General features: G+C 65.3%; 25 protein-coding genes and 1 pseudogene. 21 read left to right on the top strand and 5 right to left on the bottom strand.

What is annotated here, in order from left to right; all coding sequences use genetic code 11:
- Positions 1 to 270 precede the first annotated feature (270 nt).
- On the bottom strand, positions 271 to 1791 hold the full coding sequence (locus tag AB0L58_RS28550) for an aldehyde dehydrogenase family protein (RefSeq protein WP_364391106.1): 1521 nt from the start codon (positions 1789 to 1791) through the stop codon (positions 271 to 273).
- A gap of 399 nt (positions 1792 to 2190) precedes the next feature.
- On the opposite strand from AB0L58_RS28550, the gene AB0L58_RS28545 reads away from it, so the two are divergent.
- The 3 genes from AB0L58_RS28545 (at position 2191) to AB0L58_RS28535 (ending at position 4935) form a co-directional block, all read left to right on the top strand.
- On the top strand, positions 2191 to 3201 hold the full coding sequence (locus AB0L58_RS28545; protein WP_364391080.1) for an ATP-binding cassette domain-containing protein: 1011 nt from the start codon (positions 2191 to 2193) through the stop codon (positions 3199 to 3201).
- A gap of 115 nt (positions 3202 to 3316) precedes the next feature.
- Positions 3317 to 4084 carry an ABC transporter permease gene (locus AB0L58_RS28540; RefSeq protein ID WP_364391104.1) on the top strand — a complete coding sequence of 256 codons (768 nt, stop codon included), beginning with the start codon at positions 3317 to 3319 and terminating at the stop codon, positions 4082 to 4084.
- Positions 4081 to 4935 carry an ABC transporter permease gene (locus AB0L58_RS28535; RefSeq protein ID WP_364391077.1) on the top strand — a complete coding sequence of 285 codons (855 nt, stop codon included), beginning with the start codon at positions 4081 to 4083 and terminating at the stop codon, positions 4933 to 4935. Before AB0L58_RS28540 ends, AB0L58_RS28535 begins: the two co-directional genes overlap by 4 nt.
- A 5-nt stretch (positions 4936 to 4940) precedes the next feature.
- Here the strand turns inward: AB0L58_RS28535 and AB0L58_RS28530 are convergent, their stop codons facing one another.
- Positions 4941 to 6134, bottom strand: coding sequence for a lycopene cyclase family protein (locus AB0L58_RS28530; RefSeq protein WP_364391075.1), 1194 nt, complete (start codon positions 6132 to 6134; stop codon positions 4941 to 4943).
- Between the two features lie 130 nt (positions 6135 to 6264).
- Positions 6265 to 6741 (bottom strand): hotdog fold domain-containing protein, encoded by a 477-nt coding sequence (locus AB0L58_RS28525; RefSeq protein WP_364391073.1) that lies wholly within the window; start codon positions 6739 to 6741, stop codon positions 6265 to 6267.
- Positions 6742 to 7443: 702 nt separating this feature from the next.
- Here AB0L58_RS28525 and rpsJ point away from each other — a divergent pair.
- The 11 genes from rpsJ to rpsQ are packed head-to-tail and all read left to right on the top strand — an operon-like array spanning position 7444 to position 12699.
- Complete coding sequence (gene rpsJ / locus AB0L58_RS28520) at positions 7444 to 7749, top strand: 30S ribosomal protein S10 (protein ID WP_003938093.1); 306 nt, start codon at positions 7444 to 7446, stop codon at positions 7747 to 7749.
- Between the two features lie 14 nt (positions 7750 to 7763).
- Positions 7764 to 8429 carry a 50S ribosomal protein L3 gene (gene rplC / locus AB0L58_RS28515; protein ID WP_043719739.1) on the top strand — a complete coding sequence of 222 codons (666 nt, stop codon included), beginning with the start codon at positions 7764 to 7766 and terminating at the stop codon, positions 8427 to 8429.
- Positions 8426 to 9100 carry a 50S ribosomal protein L4 gene (gene rplD, locus AB0L58_RS28510; protein WP_364391070.1) on the top strand — a complete coding sequence of 225 codons (675 nt, stop codon included), beginning with the start codon at positions 8426 to 8428 and terminating at the stop codon, positions 9098 to 9100. The genes rplC and rplD overlap by 4 nt, the downstream gene beginning before the upstream one ends.
- Complete coding sequence (gene rplW / locus AB0L58_RS28505; protein ID WP_040686547.1) at positions 9097 to 9402, top strand: 50S ribosomal protein L23; 306 nt, start codon at positions 9097 to 9099, stop codon at positions 9400 to 9402. The genes rplD and rplW overlap by 4 nt, the downstream gene beginning before the upstream one ends.
- 33 nt (positions 9403 to 9435) lie before the next feature.
- Complete coding sequence (gene rplB / locus AB0L58_RS28500; RefSeq protein WP_364391068.1) at positions 9436 to 10272, top strand: 50S ribosomal protein L2; 837 nt, start codon at positions 9436 to 9438, stop codon at positions 10270 to 10272.
- A gap of 15 nt (positions 10273 to 10287) precedes the next feature.
- Complete coding sequence (rpsS, locus tag AB0L58_RS28495) at positions 10288 to 10569, top strand: 30S ribosomal protein S19 (RefSeq protein WP_040686549.1); 282 nt, start codon at positions 10288 to 10290, stop codon at positions 10567 to 10569.
- Entirely contained in the window at positions 10566 to 10967 is a 402-nt protein-coding gene (gene rplV / locus AB0L58_RS28490) for a 50S ribosomal protein L22 (RefSeq protein ID WP_364355561.1), read from the top strand. The genes rpsS and rplV overlap by 4 nt, the downstream gene beginning before the upstream one ends.
- Positions 10968 to 11777, top strand: a complete 810-nt coding sequence (gene rpsC, locus AB0L58_RS28485; protein WP_364391066.1) for a 30S ribosomal protein S3 — start codon at positions 10968 to 10970, stop codon at positions 11775 to 11777. It begins immediately after the preceding gene.
- Between the two features lie 3 nt (positions 11778 to 11780).
- Positions 11781 to 12197, top strand: coding sequence for a 50S ribosomal protein L16 (rplP, locus tag AB0L58_RS28480; RefSeq protein WP_067519522.1), 417 nt, complete (start codon positions 11781 to 11783; stop codon positions 12195 to 12197).
- On the top strand, positions 12197 to 12436 hold the full coding sequence (gene rpmC / locus AB0L58_RS28475; RefSeq protein WP_040686552.1) for a 50S ribosomal protein L29: 240 nt from the start codon (positions 12197 to 12199) through the stop codon (positions 12434 to 12436). Before rplP ends, rpmC begins: the two co-directional genes overlap by 1 nt.
- Positions 12433 to 12699, top strand: coding sequence for a 30S ribosomal protein S17 (gene rpsQ / locus AB0L58_RS28470; RefSeq protein ID WP_364391063.1), 267 nt, complete (start codon positions 12433 to 12435; stop codon positions 12697 to 12699). Before rpmC ends, rpsQ begins: the two co-directional genes overlap by 4 nt.
- Before the next feature lie 119 nt (positions 12700 to 12818).
- Here rpsQ and AB0L58_RS28465 read toward each other — a convergent pair whose 3' ends face one another.
- On the bottom strand, positions 12819 to 13283 hold the full coding sequence (locus AB0L58_RS28465) for a hypothetical protein (RefSeq protein ID WP_364391060.1): 465 nt from the start codon (positions 13281 to 13283) through the stop codon (positions 12819 to 12821).
- Positions 13284 to 13414: 131 nt separating this feature from the next.
- Here AB0L58_RS28465 and AB0L58_RS28460 point away from each other — a divergent pair, with 131 nt between their 5' ends.
- From AB0L58_RS28460 to AB0L58_RS28430, 7 genes are all read left to right on the top strand, one after another.
- Complete coding sequence (locus tag AB0L58_RS28460; protein ID WP_364391058.1) at positions 13415 to 14626, top strand: helix-turn-helix transcriptional regulator; 1212 nt, start codon at positions 13415 to 13417, stop codon at positions 14624 to 14626.
- Between the two features lie 4 nt (positions 14627 to 14630).
- Positions 14631 to 15104 (top strand): NUDIX hydrolase, encoded by a 474-nt coding sequence (locus AB0L58_RS28455; protein ID WP_364391056.1) that lies wholly within the window; start codon positions 14631 to 14633, stop codon positions 15102 to 15104.
- 535 nt (positions 15105 to 15639) lie between these two features.
- Entirely contained in the window at positions 15640 to 16092 is a 453-nt protein-coding gene (locus tag AB0L58_RS28450) for an EXLDI protein (RefSeq protein WP_364391054.1), read from the top strand.
- A gap of 41 nt (positions 16093 to 16133) precedes the next feature.
- Positions 16134 to 18305, top strand: coding sequence for an MMPL family transporter (locus AB0L58_RS28445; RefSeq protein WP_364391051.1), 2172 nt, complete (start codon positions 16134 to 16136; stop codon positions 18303 to 18305).
- A gap of 283 nt (positions 18306 to 18588) precedes the next feature.
- A complete protein-coding gene (locus AB0L58_RS28440; protein ID WP_364391049.1) occupies positions 18589 to 19632 on the top strand; it encodes an aldehyde reductase in 1044 nt (347 codons plus the stop codon).
- 134 nt (positions 19633 to 19766) lie between these two features.
- Complete coding sequence (locus AB0L58_RS28435; protein WP_364391047.1) at positions 19767 to 20699, top strand: alpha/beta hydrolase; 933 nt, start codon at positions 19767 to 19769, stop codon at positions 20697 to 20699.
- A gap of 38 nt (positions 20700 to 20737) precedes the next feature.
- The gene (locus AB0L58_RS28430; RefSeq protein WP_364391045.1) at positions 20738 to 21337 is read left to right on the top strand and encodes a TetR/AcrR family transcriptional regulator; all 600 of its coding nucleotides are present in this window, start codon (positions 20738 to 20740) and stop codon (positions 21335 to 21337) included.
- Positions 21338 to 21402: 65 nt separating this feature from the next.
- On the opposite strand, the pseudogene AB0L58_RS28425 reads toward AB0L58_RS28430, so the two are convergent.
- Positions 21403 to 21804: pseudogene (locus AB0L58_RS28425) on the bottom strand (Tn3 family transposase); the annotation flags it as partial.
- Positions 21805 to 21806: the final 2 nt, after the last annotated feature.

Genomic DNA, 21806 nt, shown 5'->3' with positions numbered 1-21806 from the left:
TCGGACGGGTGAGTCCGGTGGCTGCGGTGCATGTGGTTCGACGGCTCGGATGCGAGGTGGGCCGCGAACGTCGCTCGTAAGGCTCGCTCCGTGGTGGTCGGTGCGGGTGGAGCGTTCGGCACCTGGTGTATGCGCGTCGGACGGGTGAGTCCGGTGGCTGCGGTGCATGTGGTTCGACGGCTCGGATGCGAGGTGGGCCGCGAACGTCGCTCGTAAGGCTCGCTCCGTGGTCGTTGCGGATGGGATGATCCGGTGCGCTTGGGCTCGGCTTCAGCGACCGTGGCGCAATCGGAAGATGGCCTTGGCTGTGCGCAGATGGCGTGGGTGCCGGTCGAAGGTGGACAGGTTCACCGGTGCCCGGTACCGCTTGCGCGCGATCGCCAGCGTCCGGCTGAACTCGCGCAGTCCCTGGTCGCCGTGATGGTGTCCCTGCCCGTACTCGCCGACCCCGCCGAACGGCAACGCCGGAATCCCGGCGTAGGTGGTCGAGGAATTGATGGTCACAACGCCGACCCGCAGCTGTTCGGCGAAGGATTCGATACCGTGCACATCCCGGGTGAACACCGATACGGCGACACCGTTGCCGACCGCGTTGATCCGCTGCGCCGCCTCGTCCATATTCGCGACCTTGTTGACGATCAGCAGTGGTCCGATGCCCTCGCCGGTGATCGCGACGCTCTCCTCCGGCACCTCGGCCAGCACGATCGGCTCGATATAGGGATCGCGAATCGAATCCAGTCCGCCGACCACCGCGCGTCCGCCCCTGGCCAGCGCGTCGCGCACCTGCTTGCGCACCACATCGACCTGCGACTCCAGAATCATCGGACCATAGGACGCGCGCTTGTCCGCGCCGGGTCGCAGCCGCCGCGCCTGCCCGATCACCAGCTCCAGGAAGCGGTCGTACACGGAGTTGGCGACGTAGGCCCGCTGGATGCCGGTGGAGTTCTGGCCCGCATTGGCCATCGCGCCGAATACCGCGGCCTCGGCGGCTTCGTCGAGTTTGGCGTCGACGTGAACCACCATGGTGCCCTTGCCATTTCGCTCGACCACCACGGGCGTCAAGGTCTGCGCGCACAGCGTGATCACATCGCGCGAGCCCGCATCCGAACCGGCATAGGCGATTTTGTCCACCTTGGCGCGACAAAGTGCCGCGGTGGTGGCGTGATCCCCGGTAACGACCTGCAGCACAGGCTGATTCGGCGCCAGCTTGTTCCAGCTGTCCGCCAGCCAGACCCCGACGCCGGTGGTGAGCTCGTCGGGTTTGAACACCACGGCATTGCCCGCGGCCATCGCGTAGGCGATCGAGCCCATCGGGGTGAACACCGGGTTGTTCCACGGCCCGAGCACACCGACCACGCCGAGTGGCAGATAGCCGACGGAGGCATGCTGATTGCGGGTCAGCCAGGTGGAGCCGAGCTTGCGCCGATCCAGTACGCGCGCGGCATTGCGGGCCGCCCAATCCAGATTCTCGACGGCGTGCATCACCTCGATTGCCGCGTCCGCCGCGGGTTTTCCGGTTTCCTCGCACAGGATTTCCACCAATTCGCCTGCGCGCCTGGCGATGCTGCGTTTCCAGTCCAGCAGCCAGCGTTTGCGGGCACTGAATCCGAGCTCCGCCCACCACTTTTCGGCGGAGCGTGCGGCGCGCACGGTGCGGTTGATTTCGCCCGAACCCATTACGGCGTAGTTGCCGACGATTTCGCCGGTGCGCGGGTCATAGGACGTCAACACGTTCGGTCGGCTCGATCCTCCCGGATGCGCTGCCAGCCTGGGCTGCGCGGTCTCGGCCATGGTCACCTCTCGCAGGGTCGATCCGCCGCAGTCCGCTGAACGCTTGGCGAAGCAGCGCTGCCGCAAACGAGTGAGTGCTAGTTCCCCCGCCTAGCAGACTATGGTCGCCGCGACGGTGCGACAAGGTGTCGTCGCCGCCCCTACGCTGCCCCTCGAGGGCCGCCACCAGGGACGTTCTCGAGTCGGGTGGATCGGCGGGAAGAAATGTGAGTAAGGACACAGTTAGGGCGCGGTCCGCTGGGTATGGCGCGGTCCGCCCTGCGGGGATGCCCAGCCCGGTAACATCACGCCTGGCGGCAGGGATCACTAACCGGGACGTATTCATGCGCGCACTTCGGCGACCCGGTCGTCGCCGCCCCGGCCCCGCGAACGCCGCCGATCAGACACAGTGGAGAGTTGATGCCGAGCTTGAACCAAGCGGATTCGCATACCAGCGAGCCGCCACCCATCGACGGTGGTGACACCGCCGTCGCGGTCGCGGATGTCCGAAAGTCATTCGGCGATGTGCACGCACTGCAGGGCATCAGCTTCACCGCCGCGCGGGCGAGTGTGCTCGGCATCCTCGGGCCCAACGGTGCGGGTAAGACCACTATGGTCAAGGTGTTGTCCACCCTGCTGCGGCCGGACTCCGGCACCGCCGTGGTCGCGGGCCACGATGTGCTGAAGGATCCGGCGGGTGTGCGTCGCTCGATCATGATGACCGGCCAGTACGCCGCGCTCGACGAGAACCTCTCCGGCCGGGAGAACCTGGAATTGTTCGGTCGGCTGATGGGCCTGGGCAAATCGTCCGCCCGCAAGCGAGCCGACACCCTGCTCGAGGAATTCGATCTGGTGAGCGCGGGCCGTCGCGCGGTGCGGCACTATTCCGGCGGTATGCGTCGTCGGGTCGATATCGCCTGCGGACTGGTGGTGCGCCCGGAGGTGGTGTTCCTCGACGAGCCGACCACCGGTCTGGATCCGCGCAGCCGCCAGGGCGTGTGGGATCTGGTGACCGCGCTGAAGAATCAGGGCATCACGGTGCTGCTCACCACGCAGTATCTCGAAGAAGCCGATGTACTCAGCGACAACATCATCGTCATCGATAAGGGCACGGTGATCGCCGAGGGCACCGCCGACGAACTCAAGGAGAAGACCGGCGGCAGCTACTGCGAGGTGGTGCCGCTGGATCCGACCCAGCTCGGCAAGGCCGCCATCGCACTCGGTGACCTGGTGCCCGCCGCCGTACTCGCCGATATCAATGGCGGCGGCGACCAGATCTCGATTCCCGCACCCGACGGCGCGGCCACGCTGTCGGAGGCATTGCGCAGGCTCGACGCCGCCGGGATCCAATTGGCCGATATCGCGCTGCGCAGGCCCTCGCTCGATGATGTCTTCCTCTCCATTACCGGCCATTCGGGCGGCCACGCGTGAGTGAGCGACGCCTTGATACCGGACTGGAAGTCACGACGGAGCCGAGCGCCAGCGAGGCGCCGTCGTGAGTTCTGCAACCGTTGAGCAGCCCGATTCGGCGCTGCTCTTCGCCGAGCTGCCCACGGCCCGGCTCTCTTACTTCGCACAGTGGCAGGCGCTGGCCGGACGCATTGTGCGGACCATGGCCGTCAAGGGTGAACTGATCGTCGCGATGATCACCCCGTTGGTATTCACGCTCGGCTTCTATCTGCCGCTGCGCTACGTCATGAAGTTCCAGGGCATCGACTACGCCCAGTTCGTCATGCCGATCATCGTGCTGCAGACCATGGCGTTCACGATGATGTCGAATGCCCAGTTGTCCGCATACGAGGCGCTGACCGGTCTGAGCACCCGACTGCAGACGATGCCGATCGGCATGCTGGTGCCTTTGAGCGCGCGGATCGGCGCCGGCCTGGTCCGTTCGCTCACCTCGCTGACCGCTGCGATCATCTTCGGCTACATGATCGGCTTCCGCTTCATCGCCGGCCTCGGTCAGGCCGTGCTGTTCTGTGTGTTCTCGCTGGCGGTCGGTACCGTGCTCGCGCTCGGCGCGGACGCGCTCGGCAGTCTGACCAAGAGTCCGGAGTCGCTGAGTCAGGCATTGACGCTGCCCACCTTGATCTTCGGCATGCTCTCCTGCGGATTCGTCCCGGAAAGCGCCTTTCCGATGTGGATCCGGCCGTTCGTGCGCAATCAGCCGGTCTCCCAGTTCTCCTTCGCGCTGCGCGATATGGCCCATGGCGGGGTGACCTGGGATGTGCTGTGGGTGCCGCTGACCTGGCTGGTCGGTCTGGCGATCGTCTTCATTCCGATGGCGATCTGGGCGAGTGTGAGGCGGTCATGAGTTCTGTCGAAACCTTGGAGCGCACCGAGGTGGACGGATTCGCCCCGCTCCCGCGGGTGGCCACGCCGTCCGAACGCGCGCTGTCGACCTGGATCACGCACAGTCTGATCCAGTGCAAGCGGCTGTTGCTGGTGTGGGCACGCGATCCCGCGACCACCATCCAGACCCTGATCTATCCGGCGCTGACGCTTTTCATGTTCCGCATCGTGCTCGGCAATTCGATCACCGCGGCCACCGGAAAACCGAGCATCTACGGCCAGGTCGCGCTGATCACGTTGGTCGCGGCAATGTCGGGTGCGGTGGTCAGCGCACTCGGCTTCAAGGGCGAGAAATACACAGGACTACTCGGCCGGTTCTGGACCATGCCCGTGCATCGGGCGGCCGGCCTGACCGGCAGGCTGCTCGCCGAGGCGGTTCGCGTGCTGGTCACCACACTGTTCGTGATCGCGGTCGGCCTCACCCTCGGCTTCCATTTCGGGCAGGGGCCGCTGGCGGCCATCGGATTGATCGGCATTCCGGTGCTGTTCGGTGTCGGCTTCGCGGTGCTGGTCACCGCGTTGGCCACCATTACCGAGGGCGTCATGCTGGTGAGCATTATCGGCATCGTCAATACCCTGCTGATGTTCTTCAATACCGGGTTCGTGCCCGTCATCGCCTATCCGACCTGGTTGCAGGACGTGGTCGCGAACCAGCCGATGAGCTGCGCCATCGATGCGATGAAGGGACTGTCCTACGGCGGTGCCGTCGCCGAACCCCTGTCGAAGGCCGTCGCCTGGGTGCTCGGGCTCGTTGTCGTATTCGCGTACCCCGCGATCCGCGGCTACCGGCGCGCCGCCGAAACCGGCACCTGATCCGGTCAGCCGATCCGGCCTGGTTCGCGGTCGGCTGCGGCGAAGTCGAAACCGACCCAGCGGTTTCGGTTCGTCCAGCCGACCAGGTCGTAGCGCCAGCGGAACGGCCAGGTGCGGGCGACGGTATTGAAGAGGACGGCGCCGAGCGCGGTGTAGTCGTCGTGGGCGGAGAGCAGGGCACGCTGGCCGCGGGGTGAGGCATTGAAGAACGCGTCGAACATGGCGGCGGACTGTTCGGCGGTCAGGCGGCCAAGGCCCCAGAGACCGCGCATGCGCATCCAGTAGGTAAGGCGCGCTTGCCAGGGCCACAAATCGGCGAGTGGGTCGCGGCCCTCTAGCAGTGCGGTGATCGCGGTATCGACCAGCGCGAGCGAATCCGCGACGCTGTATCCAGTGCACGGGTGCATCATGCCGCCGCGTGAGCCGAATGGAATCGCCTGGGCCGTACCCTTTCTCGGCGGCCGCTGATCCAACGGGTAATGCGCGGCCTCGCTCGATTCTGTGCCGGTGAGCGTGATTCCGTGCGCGGCCAGCCGGCTCAGCGCACGCTTGCGCAGTTCGTGCTGCGGCATGCCGCCGCGCAGTCCTTGGCTGACCTCTTCGAAGAGCACCGTACCGTCGCCGAGCGGAACCGCGTAGAGGAACGACGGCGGCTCGTCTGGTCCCGCACCATTCGTCAACCGCCAATCCAGCAGCAGCGCTTCGCCTTCGGTCACCATCGGCGCTGCGGCCTCGGCATCGACGAAGATACCGTACGCGCTGGCGGCCCGGCGCTGTCGGGGTGTCGGCAGTCCGCGGGTATCGAAAACCGTTGCGGCCCTGAGGATCGTGCCATCCGTGAGCTCCACGTCGTTGGCTCCGACACGAGTGGCCCGCCCGGCGACGACGGTGGCATCGTCGAGCGGTAATGCATCGCGCAGTCCGGTCTTCGACAGTACGCAGTACGGACGGTCGATCCGATGCATGGCGTTCGTCCAGACTGCCGGCTTCGGGACGCGGACGGCAATGGCGCTCGGCGGCAACCACTCCGGCAGTTCATCGATCCAGCAGGCGAACGTGGGCGGCCAGAGCCGGTCCGGCCGTGGATCGACGGCGACAACGGTGAGTCCGGCGCGCACCGCCCGGTGCGCAAGGGCCCGCCCGGTCGGCCCGAGCCCGACCACGCAGACCTCGAATTCCCGGATCGCACCGTCACTCATAAAACGCATTCAAACCCTTCTGTCTGCGCCCCTGCAACACGCCGCCCCCGCGCACCCCCTCCATATCGACTGCGTGCCTGCTGTTGCTGGCGTGCGGTTCAGATAAGTGGTGTGCATACCCTGGCGCAACCTACCTGGGCGTGACCCAGGTAGTGATGTCGGCGTGCACGACCTCGAGGCCGTGCTTGTCGTAGATGGCGACCGGGACGATGAGCTCTTGCCCCTCGGTGATCAGGGTGAAGTCGGGCACCTCGGCCAGTTTCGCGACCGCGCGCAGACCGGTCTCGGCCTTGGCCAGGTATTGCACATTCATGGCCTTGGGAATCCAGCGATGGGTGTCGGGCACCGTTGCCTCGCTCAGCATGCCCATTGCCACCTCGGCCAGGTTGCAGGCCGCGATCGCGTGGAAGGTGCCCAGGTGGTTGTGGATACCGAACCACTTCGGCGAGGTCACCTCGCACAGTCCGGGCGCCAACCGCACGACGCTCGGCAGGACTGTCCCGAAGTAGGGCACCCTGGCCACCATGCCCAGCGAGAACAGGGTGTGCCCCAGCCGGTTGTCCGGCAGCTTGTTCCAGATGCGATGGGTCGCGGTCGGTTTCGTCATGTCCCTATCTTACTCGGAAGTAAGTTTCCCGGTGATGGGGGCGTGGCACGCTGTGCTGCCATGTGGGGGAAGTGGGTCGTCAGATCAGTGGCAGCCGCCCGTCGGCGGCTATCCGCAGCCCGGTCGATACCCGCCACCCGGTAGCGCTGGGGCATATCAACCCCACGTCTGACCTGACTGCCGTCGGTCCCTCGGCGGGTGCTGGCACCCCGCATTTCCCCGCTGCTCATCCGCGGACCGGTAGCCTGGGCACGCCCGGGATTCGCACTCTGACCTGGCGGTGAGTCGTTGGTAGGGGGCGGATTTGAAGTCGCCAACGCGGTCGGGCATACTGTTCGGGTTGCCTTGCACCGGGTCATGCCGTTCGGCGGTTGTGGCGGGTGGCGAGGCGAGCAACACCCAATCGTGTACCTCGCTGGACATCCAGCGTGGGTGCGTCCGGGACAGCGTTCCAGGCCAGGTGAAGTTTCGAACCGAGGCCGAGGAATGAGCGGAGGGGCGACACGCCCGACCGCGTGGACCGGAGAACCATGACAGATGAACAGCGGCGAGACTGTCGCATGTCAACCGGCGGAGCCGGACGGCGTGCCCGGTCGGGGGTCTCACTGAGACGTCTTTCGTGTGTTCGGGCTGTGCAATTGAAGGTGGTACGGAAGCCGGCTTCCGGACCACGAACGATAAGCGGAGAAAAGGACACTTAGCGTGGCGGGACAGAAGATCCGCATCAGGCTCAAGGCCTATGACCACGAAGCGATCGACGCGTCCGCGCGCAAGATCGTGGAGACGGTGACCCGCACCGGGGCCCGTGTGGTCGGGCCGGTGCCGTTGCCGACCGAAAAGAACGTGTACTGCGTCATCCGTTCGCCGCACAAGTACAAGGACTCGCGCGAGCACTTCGAGATGCGGACGCACAAGCGGCTGATCGACATCCTCGACCCGACGCCGAAGACGGTTGATGCCCTCATGCGCATCGATCTCCCGGCCAGCGTCGACGTCAACATTCAGTGACGGGGACTCGAATCATGACTGATAACAAGAACAGGCCCGCGGCGGGCATCCTGGGCACCAAGCTCGGTATGACCCAGGTGTTCGACGACAAGAACCGCGTCGTCCCCGTGACCGTCATCAAGGCCGGACCGAACGTCGTTACCCAGATCCGCACCGTGGAGCGCGACGGCTACAGCGCCGTCCAGGTCGCCTTCGGCGCCATCGACCCGCGCAAGGTGAACAAGCCGGTCTCCGGCCAGTTCGCCAAGGCCGGTGTCACCCCGCGCCGCCACGTCGCCGAGATCCGGGTCGCGGACGCCTCCACCTTCGAGGTCGGCCAGGAGATCAACGCCGATGTCTTCGAAGAGGGCGCCTACGTCGACGTCACCGGCACCAGCAAGGGCAAGGGCTTCGCCGGCACCATGAAGCGCCACGGCTTCCGTGGTCAGGGCGCTTCGCACGGTGCGCAGGCAGTGCACCGTCGCCCGGGTTCCATCGGTGGCTGCGCCACCCCCGGCCGCGTGTTCAAGGGCATGCGCATGTCGGGTCGCATGGGTAACGACCGCGTCACCACGCAGAACCTCTCGGTGCACAAGGTCGACGCCGAGAACGGCCTGCTGCTGATCAAGGGCGCGATCCCGGGTCGCAAGGGCGGCGTCGTGATCGTCAAGAGCGCAGTGAAGGGTGGTGCGCACGCATGACCAGCGTCGAGAAGAAGACCAACCTGACCCTCCCGGTCAAGGAACTCGGCGGCAAGACCAACGGCACCGTCGAGCTCCCCGCGGAGATCTTCGATGTCACCGCGAACATCTCGCTGATGCACCAGGTCGTCGTCGCGCAGCTCGCCGCCGCACGCCAGGGCACCCACGCGACGAAGACGCGCGGCGAGGTCTCCGGTGGTGGCAAGAAGCCGTACCGCCAGAAGGGCACCGGCCGCGCCCGTCAGGGTTCGACCCGCGCGCCGCAGTTCACCGGCGGTGGCACCGTGCACGGTCCGCAGCCGCGCGACTACAGCCAGCGCACCCCCAAGAAGATGATCCGCGCCGCACTGCGCGGAGCTCTCTCGGATCGTGCGCGCAACGAGCGCATCCACGTGATCAGCGAACTGGTCGCGGGGCAGACCCCCTCGACCAAGACCGCGAAGTCCTTCCTGTCCGAGCTGTCGGACCGCAAGAAGTTCCTCCTCGTCCTCGGACGTGAGGACATCGCGGCCTGGAAGAGCGTGCAGAACCTGGAGTTCGTGCACCCGATCGCGCCGGATCAGCTCAACACCTACGACGTGCTGGAAAGCGACGAAGTGGTGTTCAGTGTCGAGGCCTTGAACGCCTTCGTGCACGGCCCCGCCGAATCCGCACAGGAGGAGAGCAAGTGACCACGATCGCCGACCCCCGCGACATTCTGCTGGCGCCGGTCATCTCGGAGAAGTCCTACGGACTGATCGAGGAAGGTACCTACACCTTCATCGTGCACCCGGATTCCAACAAGACGCAGATCAAGATCGCCGTCGAGAAGGTCTTCGGTGTGAAGGTGACCAGCGTCAACACCGCCAACCGTCAGGGCAAGCGCAAGCGGACCCGCTTCGGTTACGGCAAGCGCAAGGACACCAAGCGCGCGCTCGTGACCATCTCGGCCGACAGCAAGCCCATCGAGATCTTCGGAGGCCCGGTCGCGTAGGCGGCTGGGAATCCAGAAAGCAGAGAAGAACTCATGGCAATCCGTAAGTACAAGCCGACAACGCCGGGCCGTCGTGGCTCCAGCGTCTCGGACTTCGCTGAGATCACTCGGTCGACCCCCGAGAAGTCGCTGATCCGCCCGCTGCACAGCAAGGGTGGCCGCAACGCGCACGGTCGCATCACCACCCGCCACCGCGGTGGCGGCCACAAGCGTGCCTACCGTCTGATCGACTTCCGTCGCCTGGACAAGGACGGCATCCCGGCCAAGGTCGCACACATCGAGTACGACCCGAACCGCACCGCCAATATCGCGCTGCTGCACTACCGGGACGGCGAGAAGCGCTACATCATCGCCCCCAAGGGCGTGGTGCAGGGCACCCCGATCGAGTCCGGCCCGACCGCCGACATCAAGCCGGGTAACAACCTGCCGCTGCGCAATATCCCGACCGGTACCACGATCCACAACGTGGAGCTGCGTCCGGGCGGTGGCGCCAAGCTGGCCCGTGCCGCAGGCATGAGCATCCAGCTGCTCGGCAAGGAAGGCCCCTACGCCACGCTGCGTATGCCCTCCGGTGAGATCCGCCGCGTCGACGTGCGCTGCCGCGCCACCGTCGGCGAGGTCGGCAATGCCGAACAGTCGAACATCAACTGGGGTAAGGCCGGCCGCATGCGCTGGAAGGGTCGCCGCCCCACGGTCCGTGGTGTCGTCATGAACCCGGTCGACCACCCGCATGGTGGTGGTGAAGGCAAGACCTCCGGTGGTCGCCACCCGGTCTCGCCGTGGGGTCAGCCGGAAGGCCGCACCCGCAAGCCCAACCGTCCGAGCGACAAGCTCATCGTCCGCCGTCGCAAGACCGGCAAGAAGCGCTGAAGGAGGAGGTAAGAAATGCCACGCAGCCTCAAGAAGGGCCCGTTCGTCGACGACCACCTCCTCGCGAAGGTGGACGTACAGAACGAAAAGGGCAGCAAGCAGGTCATCAAGACCTGGTCCCGTCGTTCGACCATCATCCCCGATTTCATCGGTCACACCTTCGCCGTCCACGACGGCCGCAAGCATGTACCGGTGTTCGTCTCGGAGTCCATGGTCGGCCACAAGCTGGGTGAGTTCGCGCCCACCAGGACGTTCAAGAGCCACGTCAAGGAAGACCGGAAGAGCAAGCGGCGATGACCACTGAGACTCAGAACCCGACTGCGCGCGCGACCGCCAAGCACGTTCGCGTGACCCCGATGAAGGCTCGTCGTGTCGTGGACCTGGTCCGCGGCAAGCGGGTCGAGGACGCCCTCGCGATCCTGAAGTTCGCGCCACAGGCCGCGAGCGAGCCGGTCGCCAAGGTCGTGGCCAGCGCCGCGGCGAACGCCGAGAACAACCTCGGCCTGAACCCGTCGACCCTGGTGATCTCGACCGCCTACGTCGACGAAGGCGCGACCATGAAGCGGTTCCAGCCGCGTGCCCAGGGCCGTGCGTTCCGGATTCGCAAGCGCACCAGCCACATCACCATCGAGGTCGAGAGCGTGCCCACCGCCGGTGGATCCACTCGTAACCGCCGGAAGGGAGGGGCAAAGTAAATGGGACAGAAGATCAACCCCCATGGCTTCCGCCTCGGTATCACCACCGACTGGAAGTCGCGTTGGTACGCGGACAAGCAGTACGCGGACTACGTGAAGGAAGACGTCGCCATCCGCAAGCTCCTCGCCAGCGGCATGGAGCGGGCCGGCATCTCCAAGGTGGAGATCGAGCGCACCCGTGACCGGGTTCGCGTCGACATCCACACCGCGCGTCCGGGCATCGTCATCGGTCGCCGCGGCGCCGAGGCCGATCGCATTCGCGCCGAGCTGGAGAAGCTCACCAAGAAGCAGGTGCAGCTGAACATCCTCGAGGTCAAGAACCCGGAGTCGGATGCCCAGCTCGTCGCCCAGGGTGTGGCCGAGCAGCTGTCCAACCGTGTGGCGTTCCGTCGCGCGATGCGCAAGGCCATCCAGTCGGCCATGCGTTCGCCGAACGTCAAGGGCATCCGGGTGCAGTGCTCGGGCCGCCTCGGTGGCGCCGAAATGTCGCGCTCGGAGTTCTACCGCGAGGGTCGCGTCCCGCTGCACACGCTGCGCGCGGATATCGACTACGGCCTCTACGAGGCCAAGACCACCTTCGGTCGCATCGGCGTGAAGGTCTGGATCTACAAGGGTGACATCGTCGGTGGCAAGCGTGAGGTCACGGCCGCGGCCGCGCCCGCCGCTGGTGACCGCCGCGAGCGTCGGGAGCGGCCGAGCCGCCCGCGTCGGTCCGGTTCCGCAGGCACCACCGCGACCAGCACCGAGGCCGGGCGGGCAGGCGCTGCTACCGCGGTTGCCGACGCCCCGGCAGAAACACAGGAGGGCTGACGCATGTTGATGCCACGGAAGGTCAAGCACCGGAAGCAGCATCACCCGGGCCGCAGCGGCATGGCCAAAGGCGGCACTTCGGTCGCGTTCGGTGAATACGGCATCCAGGCTCTCGAGCCCGCCTACGTCACCAACCGGCAGATCGAGTCCGCGCGTATCGCGATGACCCGCCACATCAAGCGTGGCGGCAAGATCTGGATCAACATCTACCCGGATCGCCCGCTCACCAAGAAGCCGGCCGAAACCCGCATGGGTTCCGGTAAGGGCTCGCCCGAGTGGTGGATCGCGAACGTCAAGCCCGGACGCGTGATGTTCGAAATGAGTTACCCCAACGAGGAGACCGCTCGTGAGGCACTGCGCCGCGCGATGCACAAGCTCCCCATGAAGTGCAGGATCGTGACCAGGGAGGAGCAGTTCTGATGGCTACCGGTACACCGGCCGCAGAGCTCCGCGAGCTCAACGAAGAGGAGCTCGTCGCCCGCCTGCGCGAGTCGAAGGAAGAGCTGTTCAATCTGCGCTTCCAGATGGCGACGGGTCAGTTGGACAACAACCGTCGCCTGCGCGTCGTGCGTCACGAGATCGCGCGCATCTACACGGTCATGCGCGAGCGTGAGCTCGGCCTGGCCTCGGCACCCGCTGGTAAGGGAGATGCGGCATGAGTGAACAGGAAAAGCGCGGTACCCGTAAGGTCCGCATCGGTTACGTGGTCTCGGACAAGATGAACAAGACCATCGTGGTCGAGCTGGAAGACCGCACGCGGCACCCGCTCTACGGCAAGATCATCCGCTCCACCACCAAGGTGAAGGCGCATGACGAGAACGAGATCGCCGGCATCGGCGACCGCGTCCAGTTGATGGAGACCCGCCCGCTGTCGGCCACCAAGCACTGGCGGCTGGTCGAGGTCCTGGAGAAGGCCAAGTAACCGTAGCGACTGCTTGCAGGTCGCTCGAAACGGTCAGCCTTTACCCGGCGGTAAAGCAAAGGCCCGCTTCCCATTTGGGAAGCGGGCCTTTTTCATTTTCGGTCGGCGGTTCGGGTTATTCACCCGCTCCAATGTGTAGCGAGTCGATCGTTTCGATTGGATATCAATTCCAGCGTTGTGGTGATAACGGTCGACAGCGTGGGAAGTAGTTGGTCGCGGCCCGGTGGATTGATCCAGTGCGCACCTTCACGGGTCCAGCGTCCGAGACTTGTCGGGATCATCAGGGCGCTGCCGACCACGGGCACCCAGATGTTTTTGCGCGACAGCAGTTCCAGGATTTGATTGCCGGGCGAGTAGTCCGCGGCCGCGACGAAGGTCCAGCGTATCTGCCGCGCCAGCAGCGGGCCGGAAGTGCCCTGGTGTAGCAATGAAACCCGAACCTTTTCGGCCACTGGCTTGGGCATGTGGACGATGCCCAAATGGTTTGTCACCGGCAACATGACGTAGCCGCCGCGTTCCTCGGCGGGGAGATGAAACTGTTGGCGGTAGTAGTCCGCCCAATCGACGACGCTCTCGAGTTCCACGGTGGCCTTTGTCCCGTTCAGCACTGATGTCGTTTGGTTTACAAGTAGCCTGAGGCCGGATCAGATGTATGCCCGGAATATCTTTCCGGGATTGTTGCCCAGCCGAGTCGGAAGATTGTGTTGTGCGCGGAATGACCCAGAACCTCACCATCGGTGAGCGGGTGTCTTGGTATCGGCGTCGTCGCGGTATGTCCCAAGATGTGCTAGCTGGTCTTGTCGGGCGGACAGACGATTGGATGAGCAAGGTCGAGAACAATCGGATTCCACTGGACCGCTTGTCGGTGATACGGCTACTCGCGGACGCATTGGATGTTTCGCTGGGAGATCTGATCGGTGATCCGAGTCTGTTGGAGTGGACCACCGACACCGGGACTTCGACAATCCCGGCCCTCCGGGCCGCGCTGATGGACTACAGCCATTTGATGCCCGCGCCGGTGCCGCCCGAGCGTGATTCGGACTCGGTTCGACTTTCCGCCCTGGAACGAGAACTGTCTGGTGTTTTCGATGCCTATCAGGGCGCGAGGTTCGGGTTTGTCGCGGGTCGACTGCCCGGCCTGTTGTCCGCCGCGCTGACCGTCGCCCAGCGCGATGGGGACGAATCCGGGTATCGGCTGTTGGCGCTGTGCTATCAGGTGGCGGCCTCGGTGCTGACCAAACTCGGCGAAACCGATTTGGCTTGGAACGCTGCCGAACGAGGTCTCGCGGCGGCTCAGCGCACCGATGATCTCGCGGTTGTCGGTTCGCTGATGAGATCTGTCGCCTTCACGGTGATGTCCACGGGCCGCGTGCAACCCGCTGTCGATCTGGTCGAAGCCGGAGCGGCCTACTTGCAGCCGTACCTGCGCGAGGGGCGCGACGAGATATTGTCGGTGTACGGAACGTTGCTGCTCGTCGGCTCGATGGCAGCCGCGCGTAGTAACCGGCGGGACACCGTGCAGGAGTTTCTGGCCGAGGCGGATGCGGCGGCGACGAAGTTGGGTGGTGATCGGAACTGTTTGTGGACAGCGTTCGGTCCCACCAATGTCGCAATCCATCGAGTCAATACCGCGATGGAACTCGGTGATGTGCAGATCGCGCTGCGATTGGGTCCCGGCCTGGATACCTCCGCTCTCCCGGTGGAGCGCCGGATCCGTCACCAGCTCGAGCTGGCGCGCGCATTCAATCTGGCGGGTCGCCAACAGGATTCGGTATCGGCTCTACTCCACGCCGAGCAGGCCGCTCCGGAACAAGTTCGCCATCATTACCTCAGCCGACAACTCGTACTCACCTGGATGCGCAACGCCCACGGCAGTCCGTCCTTCGTTTTGCAAGCCTTGGCCCAACGAATGCAGGTCGTGAGGTGAACCAATGACCAACGAGGACAATCGGTTTGCGCGCGCACGTCTGGCGGCGGGAGCGCTTTTCGTGCGCGGCGACGAGGTGCTGTTGGTACATAAAACTTATGGCAGCGGTTGGGATATACCCGGCGGGTACGTAGAGCCCGGGGAGTCGCCAGGTTCGGCCTGCCGTCGCGAGATCAGCGAGGAACTCGGAATAGACCGCCCACCAAAGCAATTGCTTGTTCACGATTGGGCGCCGAGTGAAACCGATGGCGACAAAATTCTCTACGTTTTCGATTGCGGTGATCTCGGATCCGATGAGCAAGCCATCACTCTCCAGGAGACCGAACTCGACCACTGGGCATGGGTGCCATTGTCAGAACTCGATGACTACCTGATTCCGCGACTCGCCCGCCGACTACGCCAAGCGCATATCGCGCGTTCCGCGAGCCGCACCGCCTACCTGGAACACGGTGAGCCCGCGCCGCAGTTCCCGACGTGAACTAGCCTCGGTCAGGTGTTCGCGATCGATATCCGAAGCGGGAAGATTCGGGCGCTGTACCGAATTCTCAACCGCCGACCAATACTTCGGTTGGAGCGACTTGCCGAATAGTTGACGGCTGCTTGTCGCATGGCTGCGGGGTGCGCGCCGTAGCTGGGATCATGCGATTAATCGATGGAGTGGGGGTGACCGGACTCATCGATCTGCGGTATCGCCATCGACGCGGGCGGATTTCCGGCCGGTTTCGCGGTGGCCGCGGCACTCGGACTTGGACTCGGTGCCGGGCTTGCGCTGCTGGTCAGGGTGGTGCGCGGTGTCGTCCGGGAAAGGCGGCCCGCCGGGGTGCGCTGAAGTCGCTCGAACAGGGTCTTGCGTTATACGTATACATCTACTTATAGTGATTCCCGACGGACGCCGCCGGGCCTGCTCGGGGTGACCGGAAAACAGGAGATCAACTCACCGCAGCGGACCGAATCGGGGTCCGCTGGCGTCAATCCCATGCTTTATTGCATATCTATTTATGAGATGGGGAATCGTGAACGCTGATTCGCACACACCAACCGATGCCGACACCACTTCGGGGGTGGTCACGATCAATATCGACAAGAGCGCTTCGGATATGCGAGATGTGCTGCTCAGAGTCGGTCCCGGCGGTTCGCGCAGGCAGCGCTTCGTCGGGCGCAAGCTCGGTGAGGCCCGGGAGTTCACCAAGTCGGGAATCCAGGTGGTCCGGGTCTACCTGAGCCGCAAGGGCAAGTACGTGGTGCATCGGCAGCAGTCCGACTGGATGGATTTCGCACAGACGAACTGGACTCGGGACCTGAAGAACTGGCGCGAGATCTTCGACGTCGACGATCAGACCTGGGGCGACTACACCGTGGACATCCTCGACTCGGTCGAGGAACTCGCCGAGCGGGTTCCGGCCCGCATCTACCGCGAACTCGTCGACACCGAGACGAGTCCGAAGATCGACGAACTCGACATCTGAGACCGATCCGCTCGTTCGGATCTCGAAAGGACTTATCCCACATGTTCGCTCGACTGGGCGCGATCGTTGTGCACAACCCGTGGAAGGTGATCGGTCTCTGGCTGCTCATCGTCGTCGCGGTGGTGGCCTCGGCGCCACAACTCAAATCGACCACCGACCAATCCGAATTCCTGCCATCGCACTACGAGTCGATCCAGGCAATGCAATTGCAGCAGCGGGCATTTCCACAGCAGCAGGCGCCCGCGGCACTGCTCGTCTTCGTCCGCGCGGACGGCGCACCGCTATCCGAGGCGGATTCGGCGAGCGTGACGGCGATCGCGTCCAAGCTCGATGACGAGCGGATCAAGGACGTTATCGGCATCCAGGCCGTGCCGGTCTCGGAGAACCGGTTGGTGCAGATCGCCGCGGTGCAGATGACGAAGGTGACCAATGCGGGCGATACGACGCAGAGCGATGCGGTCGAGAAACTGCGGGACGCACTGCGGGATCAGGTGCAGGGGACGGAGCTGAAGGCGGGCGTCACCGGTCAGGCGGCACAGATGCTGGATCAGACCGAATCCGGCGAAAAGGGTATGGCCATAATCGGTATCGCGACGGTGGTGCTGATTCTGGTGCTGCTGCTGATCATCTTCCGCAGTCCGATCATCGCGCTGCTGCCGATTGTCGTGATCGGTGCGATCTCCGGGACCGTCAACGGCCTGATCGCGATGGTCGGCAAGGCCTTCGACCTGAAGATCGACAGTTCGGTGAACTCCATCCTGCTGGTGGTGCTGTTCGGTGTCGGAACCGACTACATCCTGTTCCTGATGTTCCGGTACCGGGAGCGGCTGCGGGCCGGCGAGGATCCGAAGACCGCGATGGTCAGTGCGGTCGCCAAGGTCGGCGAGGCCATCACCTCGGCGGCGGGCGCGGTGATCATCGCGTTCATGGCGCTGATCCTGTCAACGCTCGGCATGTTCCGTGCGCTCGGTCCGGCGCTGGCGATCGCCGTCGCGGTGGCGTTGGTGGCCGGGCTCACGCTGGTGCCCGCCGTGGTTTCGCTGTTGGGTACCAAGGTGTTCTGGCCGTCGAAGGCGTGGCAGCAGGAGCCGAAGGGTGCGCGCTTCGGTGCGATCGGCGCGGCGATGGGGCGGCGGCCCGGTGCGTTCGCGGCGGTTTCCGGTGGGCTGCTGGTGGCCCTGGGGGTGTTGGCGTTCGGTTTCCACCCGACATTCGATCTGAGCTCGGGCTCGACCTCGGACTCCGCCGAATCGACGGTCTACAACAAGGAATTGCTCAAAGGCATGCCCGCCGGGGCGACTCAGCCGTCCGAGGTGCTGTTGCATTCGGAGACCGGCACACCGCTCGACGGTGACCAGCTCGCCGCCTACCGAGCCGTACTCGCCGCGGTGCCGGGTGTGAATCAGGTTGGGGCGCCGACGGTATCGAGTGACCGACTGGCCGCCGACTTCCAGGTGACCCTCAATGGTGCGCCTGAATCGGATGCCGCGCTCGATACGGTGCGTGATCCGCTGCGGGATGCCGCGCATTCGGCGGCACCCGCGGGCACAACCGCGGTGGTGGGTGGCATCACGTCGGTGTACGCCGACTTCCAGGACGCGATGGTCCACGACTACAAGATCGTGTTTCCGGTGGCGGCGATTCTGATCATGATCGTGCTCGCGCTGTTGCTGCGCAGCCTGGTGGCACCGTGGTACCTGATGGCCTCGGTCTTCCTCGGCTTCGCCGCGACGCTCGGTGCCGCGGTACTGGTTTTCCAACACTTCCAAGGCAATTCCGGACTGATCTTCCACCTGCCGGTGATCATGTACCTGTTCGTGGTCGCCCTCGGCACCGACTACAACATTCTGATGGTCGCTCGCCTGCGTGAGGAGGCGCGGGCCGGAAACGAGCCGAAACAGGCTGCGGCCCTCGCGGTTCGGCATACCGGTCCGACGGTCGCCGCGGCCGGGGTGATCCTGGCGGGCACCTTCGCATCGATGATGCTGGCGGGCAACAATGTGTTGTCGCAGATGGGCTTCGCCATCTCCGTCGGCATCGCGATCGCCGCATTCGTCATGGCGATGTTCTTCACCCCGGCTGTGACCGCGCTGATCGGGCACCGCGCCTGGTGGCCGGGGCATGGAGACCGGGAATCGAAGGGGGAGTCCGAGCGGACATCGCAGGATGCACGCTGGGATCAGTACGCCTACTCGGATACGTACTACAGCTAGCGAGCAGCCGCTACCGCGCCAGAACCCCGGTAAGTCCAGGCCGCTGACCGAACAAGGCCGTCCGACTCGGAACATCCGAGCGGACGGCCTTACCTTTCCGCCTGCGGCCCGACTCGTCGTCACAGATCCAACGACGGAGAGGCGTTGCCAGTATGGCGCAGGCAAACCCCCCAACGCCTACAGGAAAACGCGTTGTCGAAAACTAGTTTTCTTTAAGCTATGGTTGAGGAGTGTCCGGGCTGGCGCGGCATGTGTGGTCGCCGAGATTTGAGGAGGCTGAGTGGTGAGTGGGCAGCGAGTTCTGGTGACCGGGGGGAGCGGGTTCTTGGCGGCGTACTGCATTGCGGAATTGCTGGCGGCTGGCTTCCAGGTTCGGGCTACGGTCCGGTCGCCGGGTAGGGAGTCCGCGGTCGGTGACCATGTGGCCGCGGTGCGCGGCGATACGGCGGGGACCGGAGCTGAAAGGTTGTCGTTCGCGGTCGCCGACCTCACTGGTGATGCGGGCTGGGCGGAGGCGATGCAGGGGTGCGACTTCGTGCTGCATGTCGCTTCCCCGTTCCCCGGGAGTGCTCCAGAGGACGAGAATGAACTGATTGTTCCGGCGCGGGAGGGGACGCTGCGTGTGTTGCGTGCGGCGCGGGACGCGGGAGTGGCGCGGGTGGTGATGACGTCGTCGTTCGCCGCGATCGGTTACGGGCACCCCGCGACGGAGCGCGAGTTCACCGAACAGGACTGGACGGACGTCGATGGTCCGGGTGTGCCTCCTTACATCAAGTCCAAGGCGTTGGCCGAGCGGGCTGCGTGGGACTTCATGCAGCGCGACGGCGGGACGATGGAGCTTTCGGTGGTCAACCCGGTGGGTATCTTCGGGCCCGCGTTCGGCCCGGACATGTCCAGTTCGCTGCGGATAATCCAGCAGATGGTGGCTGGGAAGATGCCCGGTGTGCCGAACCTGGCGACCGCAGTGGTCGACGTCCGCGACGCCGCCGATCTGCACGTGAAGGCGATGACCAGCCCGAAGGCGGCGGGTGAACGGTTCATCGCCGCCGCCGGCGACGCGGTCTCCTTCCGCGACATCGCCCAGACCCTGCGCAAGCGGCTCGGCCCACAAGGCACCAAGGTCGCCACCCGTCCGCTGCCGAGCTGGTTGGTGCGCCTGGCCGCCCGGTTCGTCCCGCAGTTCCGGGCGATGACCGGCAATCTCGATGTTGTCCGCCATGTCGACAACTCCAAGGCCCGCACCGTGTTGGGGTGGACACCGCGTTCTACCCAGGACACGGTTACCGCGACCGCCGAGAGCCTGATCCGCCTAGGCCTGATCCCCTGACCTGCCGGCAAGCCGGCCTATCCCATCACCACCACGTCCATCGTCGAGGAGGTAGACATGCCGATCAGTACAGTGGCCGGCGTGGTTCAGCGGCTCGTGCTCCCGGCATCAGCTGCAGCAACCAGCTGGCCGCGGTGGCGGGCACAGGTTTGGCCGCGGTGCTGGTGAACACCGTGATCGCCCGCAAACCGCCGTTGGGCGGCCTCAACCTGGGCGATGACCCGGTCGCCAACACAATGGCGCAGGCCAGGACCCGCGGCCGAGCCTGGATGGAGGCGACCCCGCGCAGTCGGTGGGTCCTCACCGCCCACGACGGCGTCGAACTCGCCGGCTACTACTTCCCCACCACCCAGCCCGCCGCGGATACGGCTGTGCTCATCCACGGGCACCGCGCCGACGCCTCGCTCATGGGGGACTTCGCCCGCCACTACCGCGACCGCGGCTTCAACGTGTTCATGGCCGATAACCGCGGCCACGGCGAAAGCGGCGGCGCCTACGTCGGGATGGGCTGGCTCGACCACCTCGACTACCTCGCCTGGACCCGGCGAATCGCCGCCACGGTCGCCGCCGACACCGGCCGTGACGCGCGGATCGTCGTCCACGGCGTGTCCATGGGCGCTGCCACCGCCCTGATCATGAGCGGATCACCCGACCTGGCCGAGCATGTGCGCGCCGTCATCAGCGATTGCTCATTCTCCAGCGCGCGCGACGAACTCGCCCACCACCTGCACGCCCGGCACCTGCCTGCCTCCCCTACTCTGGCCATCACCGATCGGCTCTGCCTGCGCATGGCCGGCTACCGCCTCACCCGGGCCAGTCCGCAACAGGCCATCACCGGGGCACGCACACCGATCCTGCTCATCCACGGCAGCGCCGACACCTACAACCCCACCTGGATGGGCCGCCGCCTCCACCAGGCCCACCCCGCCGCCTGGCTATGGATCGCCCCCGGCGCAGAACACGGCATGTCGTACTACACCGACCCCGACACCTACCTACACCAGATCGACCAGTTCCTCACCGCCCTCACCGCCCTCCAACCGGATGACAGCCACCCTGGTCCATGAACAAGCACCCCGATCACTCGACCACCACTCCCGGGACCATGACCCAGCCGCAGATCACCGACCCGCCCTCGCGACGTCAGCGGCTCACCGCCGAACGCCGACAGCAGATCCTGGACGCTACCTACGACCTCGTCGCCGAGGTCGGCTACGACAACGCCACCATCGACGAGGTCGCCCGCCGCACCAGATCCAGCACCGCCACCCTCTATCGGCAATGGGACAACAAACCCCGCCTGGTCATCACCGCCCTGGCCGCCCGCAAATACCCGCCGCTGCCCGACATCGACACCGGCGACCTGCGCCAAGACCTGCACACTCTGGCCCGCAACATGCCCCCACCGCACCCCGTCGGTGCTCCCACCCTCGGCATCTGGCAAAGCGTTCTCGCAGACCCCGCCCTGGCCCGGGCCCTGCGCGACGTCCTGTTCGCCCCCTACCTCGACGCCCTCAAAGCCATCCTGCGGCGTCACATCGACCGCGGTGCCATCCACCCCGACAACCCCGCGCTCCAACATACCGAGATGCTCCTGCTCGGCAGCTTCTTCATCGAGAAACTCCTCTACGGCCAAGAAGCCACCCCCGACCAGCTCATCGGCGTCATCGACGCCCTCCTGCTACCCGCCCTCACCAGCCAATAAGGCCGCGACGTGCGACCGAGCAGATCAGCCGCCGGTGAGAGTGCGCCTGCTGGCCATGTTCAGCTTCACCTCCCCATAGCGCAGGATGTGTGTTCCCAGAACAGCGGCGTCAACCCGCGCTTGTGCGCGTCGGTGGCCAGGATGTCGGCGCACTCAGGGGCGTCGAGCAGATCTTGGATCATCAGAGTTTTGACATAGACCAGGGCGGCTTGGGCGATGCGAAGGCACAGGAAGATCGTCTTCTGTACCCTGCCCAGCTCGATCATCGCCTGATACGTCGGGTGGTTGGCGTTGGCCTTCATGAACCGCCGCAGGATCGCCTCCGTCGACGCGGTGCGGATCGCGGTCGCGTTCTTGACCATCTGGTCGTACTGCTGGGCGATCAACTCCCACTTAATCGGCCTGGTCAACGCCGGCCCGAGTTCAGGCCACGACTCGGACTCCCCGGCAGCTGGACGGTACAACCTGC

Source organism: Nocardia sp. NPDC052112, assembly GCF_040680135.1.
Lineage (GTDB): Bacteria > Actinomycetota > Actinomycetes > Mycobacteriales > Mycobacteriaceae > Nocardia.
Note: the sequence above shows the minus strand (reverse complement) of the source record. Positions and strands in the feature narration are given on the sequence as shown.

Bases quoted from the DNA above. Each gene is read 5' to 3' on its own strand.
- AB0L58_RS28550 (WP_364391106.1), bottom strand. From the start codon at position 1,791: ATGGCCGAGACCGCGCAGCCCAGGCTGGCAGCGCATCCGGGAGGATCG.
- AB0L58_RS28545 (WP_364391080.1), top strand. From the start codon at position 2,191: ATGCCGAGCTTGAACCAAGCGGATTCGCATACCAGCGAGCCGCCACCC.
- AB0L58_RS28535 (WP_364391077.1), top strand. From the start codon at position 4,081: ATGAGTTCTGTCGAAACCTTGGAGCGCACCGAGGTGGACGGATTCGCC.
- AB0L58_RS28530 (WP_364391075.1), bottom strand. From the start codon at position 6,134: ATGAGTGACGGTGCGATCCGGGAATTCGAGGTCTGCGTGGTCGGGCTC.
- AB0L58_RS28525 (WP_364391073.1), bottom strand. From the start codon at position 6,741: ATGACGAAACCGACCGCGACCCATCGCATCTGGAACAAGCTGCCGGAC.
- rplC (WP_043719739.1), top strand. From the start codon at position 7,764: ATGACTGATAACAAGAACAGGCCCGCGGCGGGCATCCTGGGCACCAAG.
- rplD (WP_364391070.1), top strand. From the start codon at position 8,426: ATGACCAGCGTCGAGAAGAAGACCAACCTGACCCTCCCGGTCAAGGAA.
- rplB (WP_364391068.1), top strand. From the start codon at position 9,436: ATGGCAATCCGTAAGTACAAGCCGACAACGCCGGGCCGTCGTGGCTCC.
- rpsS (WP_040686549.1), top strand. From the start codon at position 10,288: ATGCCACGCAGCCTCAAGAAGGGCCCGTTCGTCGACGACCACCTCCTC.
- rplV (WP_364355561.1), top strand. From the start codon at position 10,566: ATGACCACTGAGACTCAGAACCCGACTGCGCGCGCGACCGCCAAGCAC.
- rpsC (WP_364391066.1), top strand. From the start codon at position 10,968: ATGGGACAGAAGATCAACCCCCATGGCTTCCGCCTCGGTATCACCACC.
- rplP (WP_067519522.1), top strand. From the start codon at position 11,781: ATGTTGATGCCACGGAAGGTCAAGCACCGGAAGCAGCATCACCCGGGC.
- rpmC (WP_040686552.1), top strand. From the start codon at position 12,197: ATGGCTACCGGTACACCGGCCGCAGAGCTCCGCGAGCTCAACGAAGAG.
- rpsQ (WP_364391063.1), top strand. From the start codon at position 12,433: ATGAGTGAACAGGAAAAGCGCGGTACCCGTAAGGTCCGCATCGGTTAC.
- AB0L58_RS28460 (WP_364391058.1), top strand. From the start codon at position 13,415: ATGACCCAGAACCTCACCATCGGTGAGCGGGTGTCTTGGTATCGGCGT.
- AB0L58_RS28455 (WP_364391056.1), top strand. From the start codon at position 14,631: ATGACCAACGAGGACAATCGGTTTGCGCGCGCACGTCTGGCGGCGGGA.
- AB0L58_RS28445 (WP_364391051.1), top strand. From the start codon at position 16,134: ATGTTCGCTCGACTGGGCGCGATCGTTGTGCACAACCCGTGGAAGGTG.
- AB0L58_RS28430 (WP_364391045.1), top strand. From the start codon at position 20,738: ATGACCCAGCCGCAGATCACCGACCCGCCCTCGCGACGTCAGCGGCTC.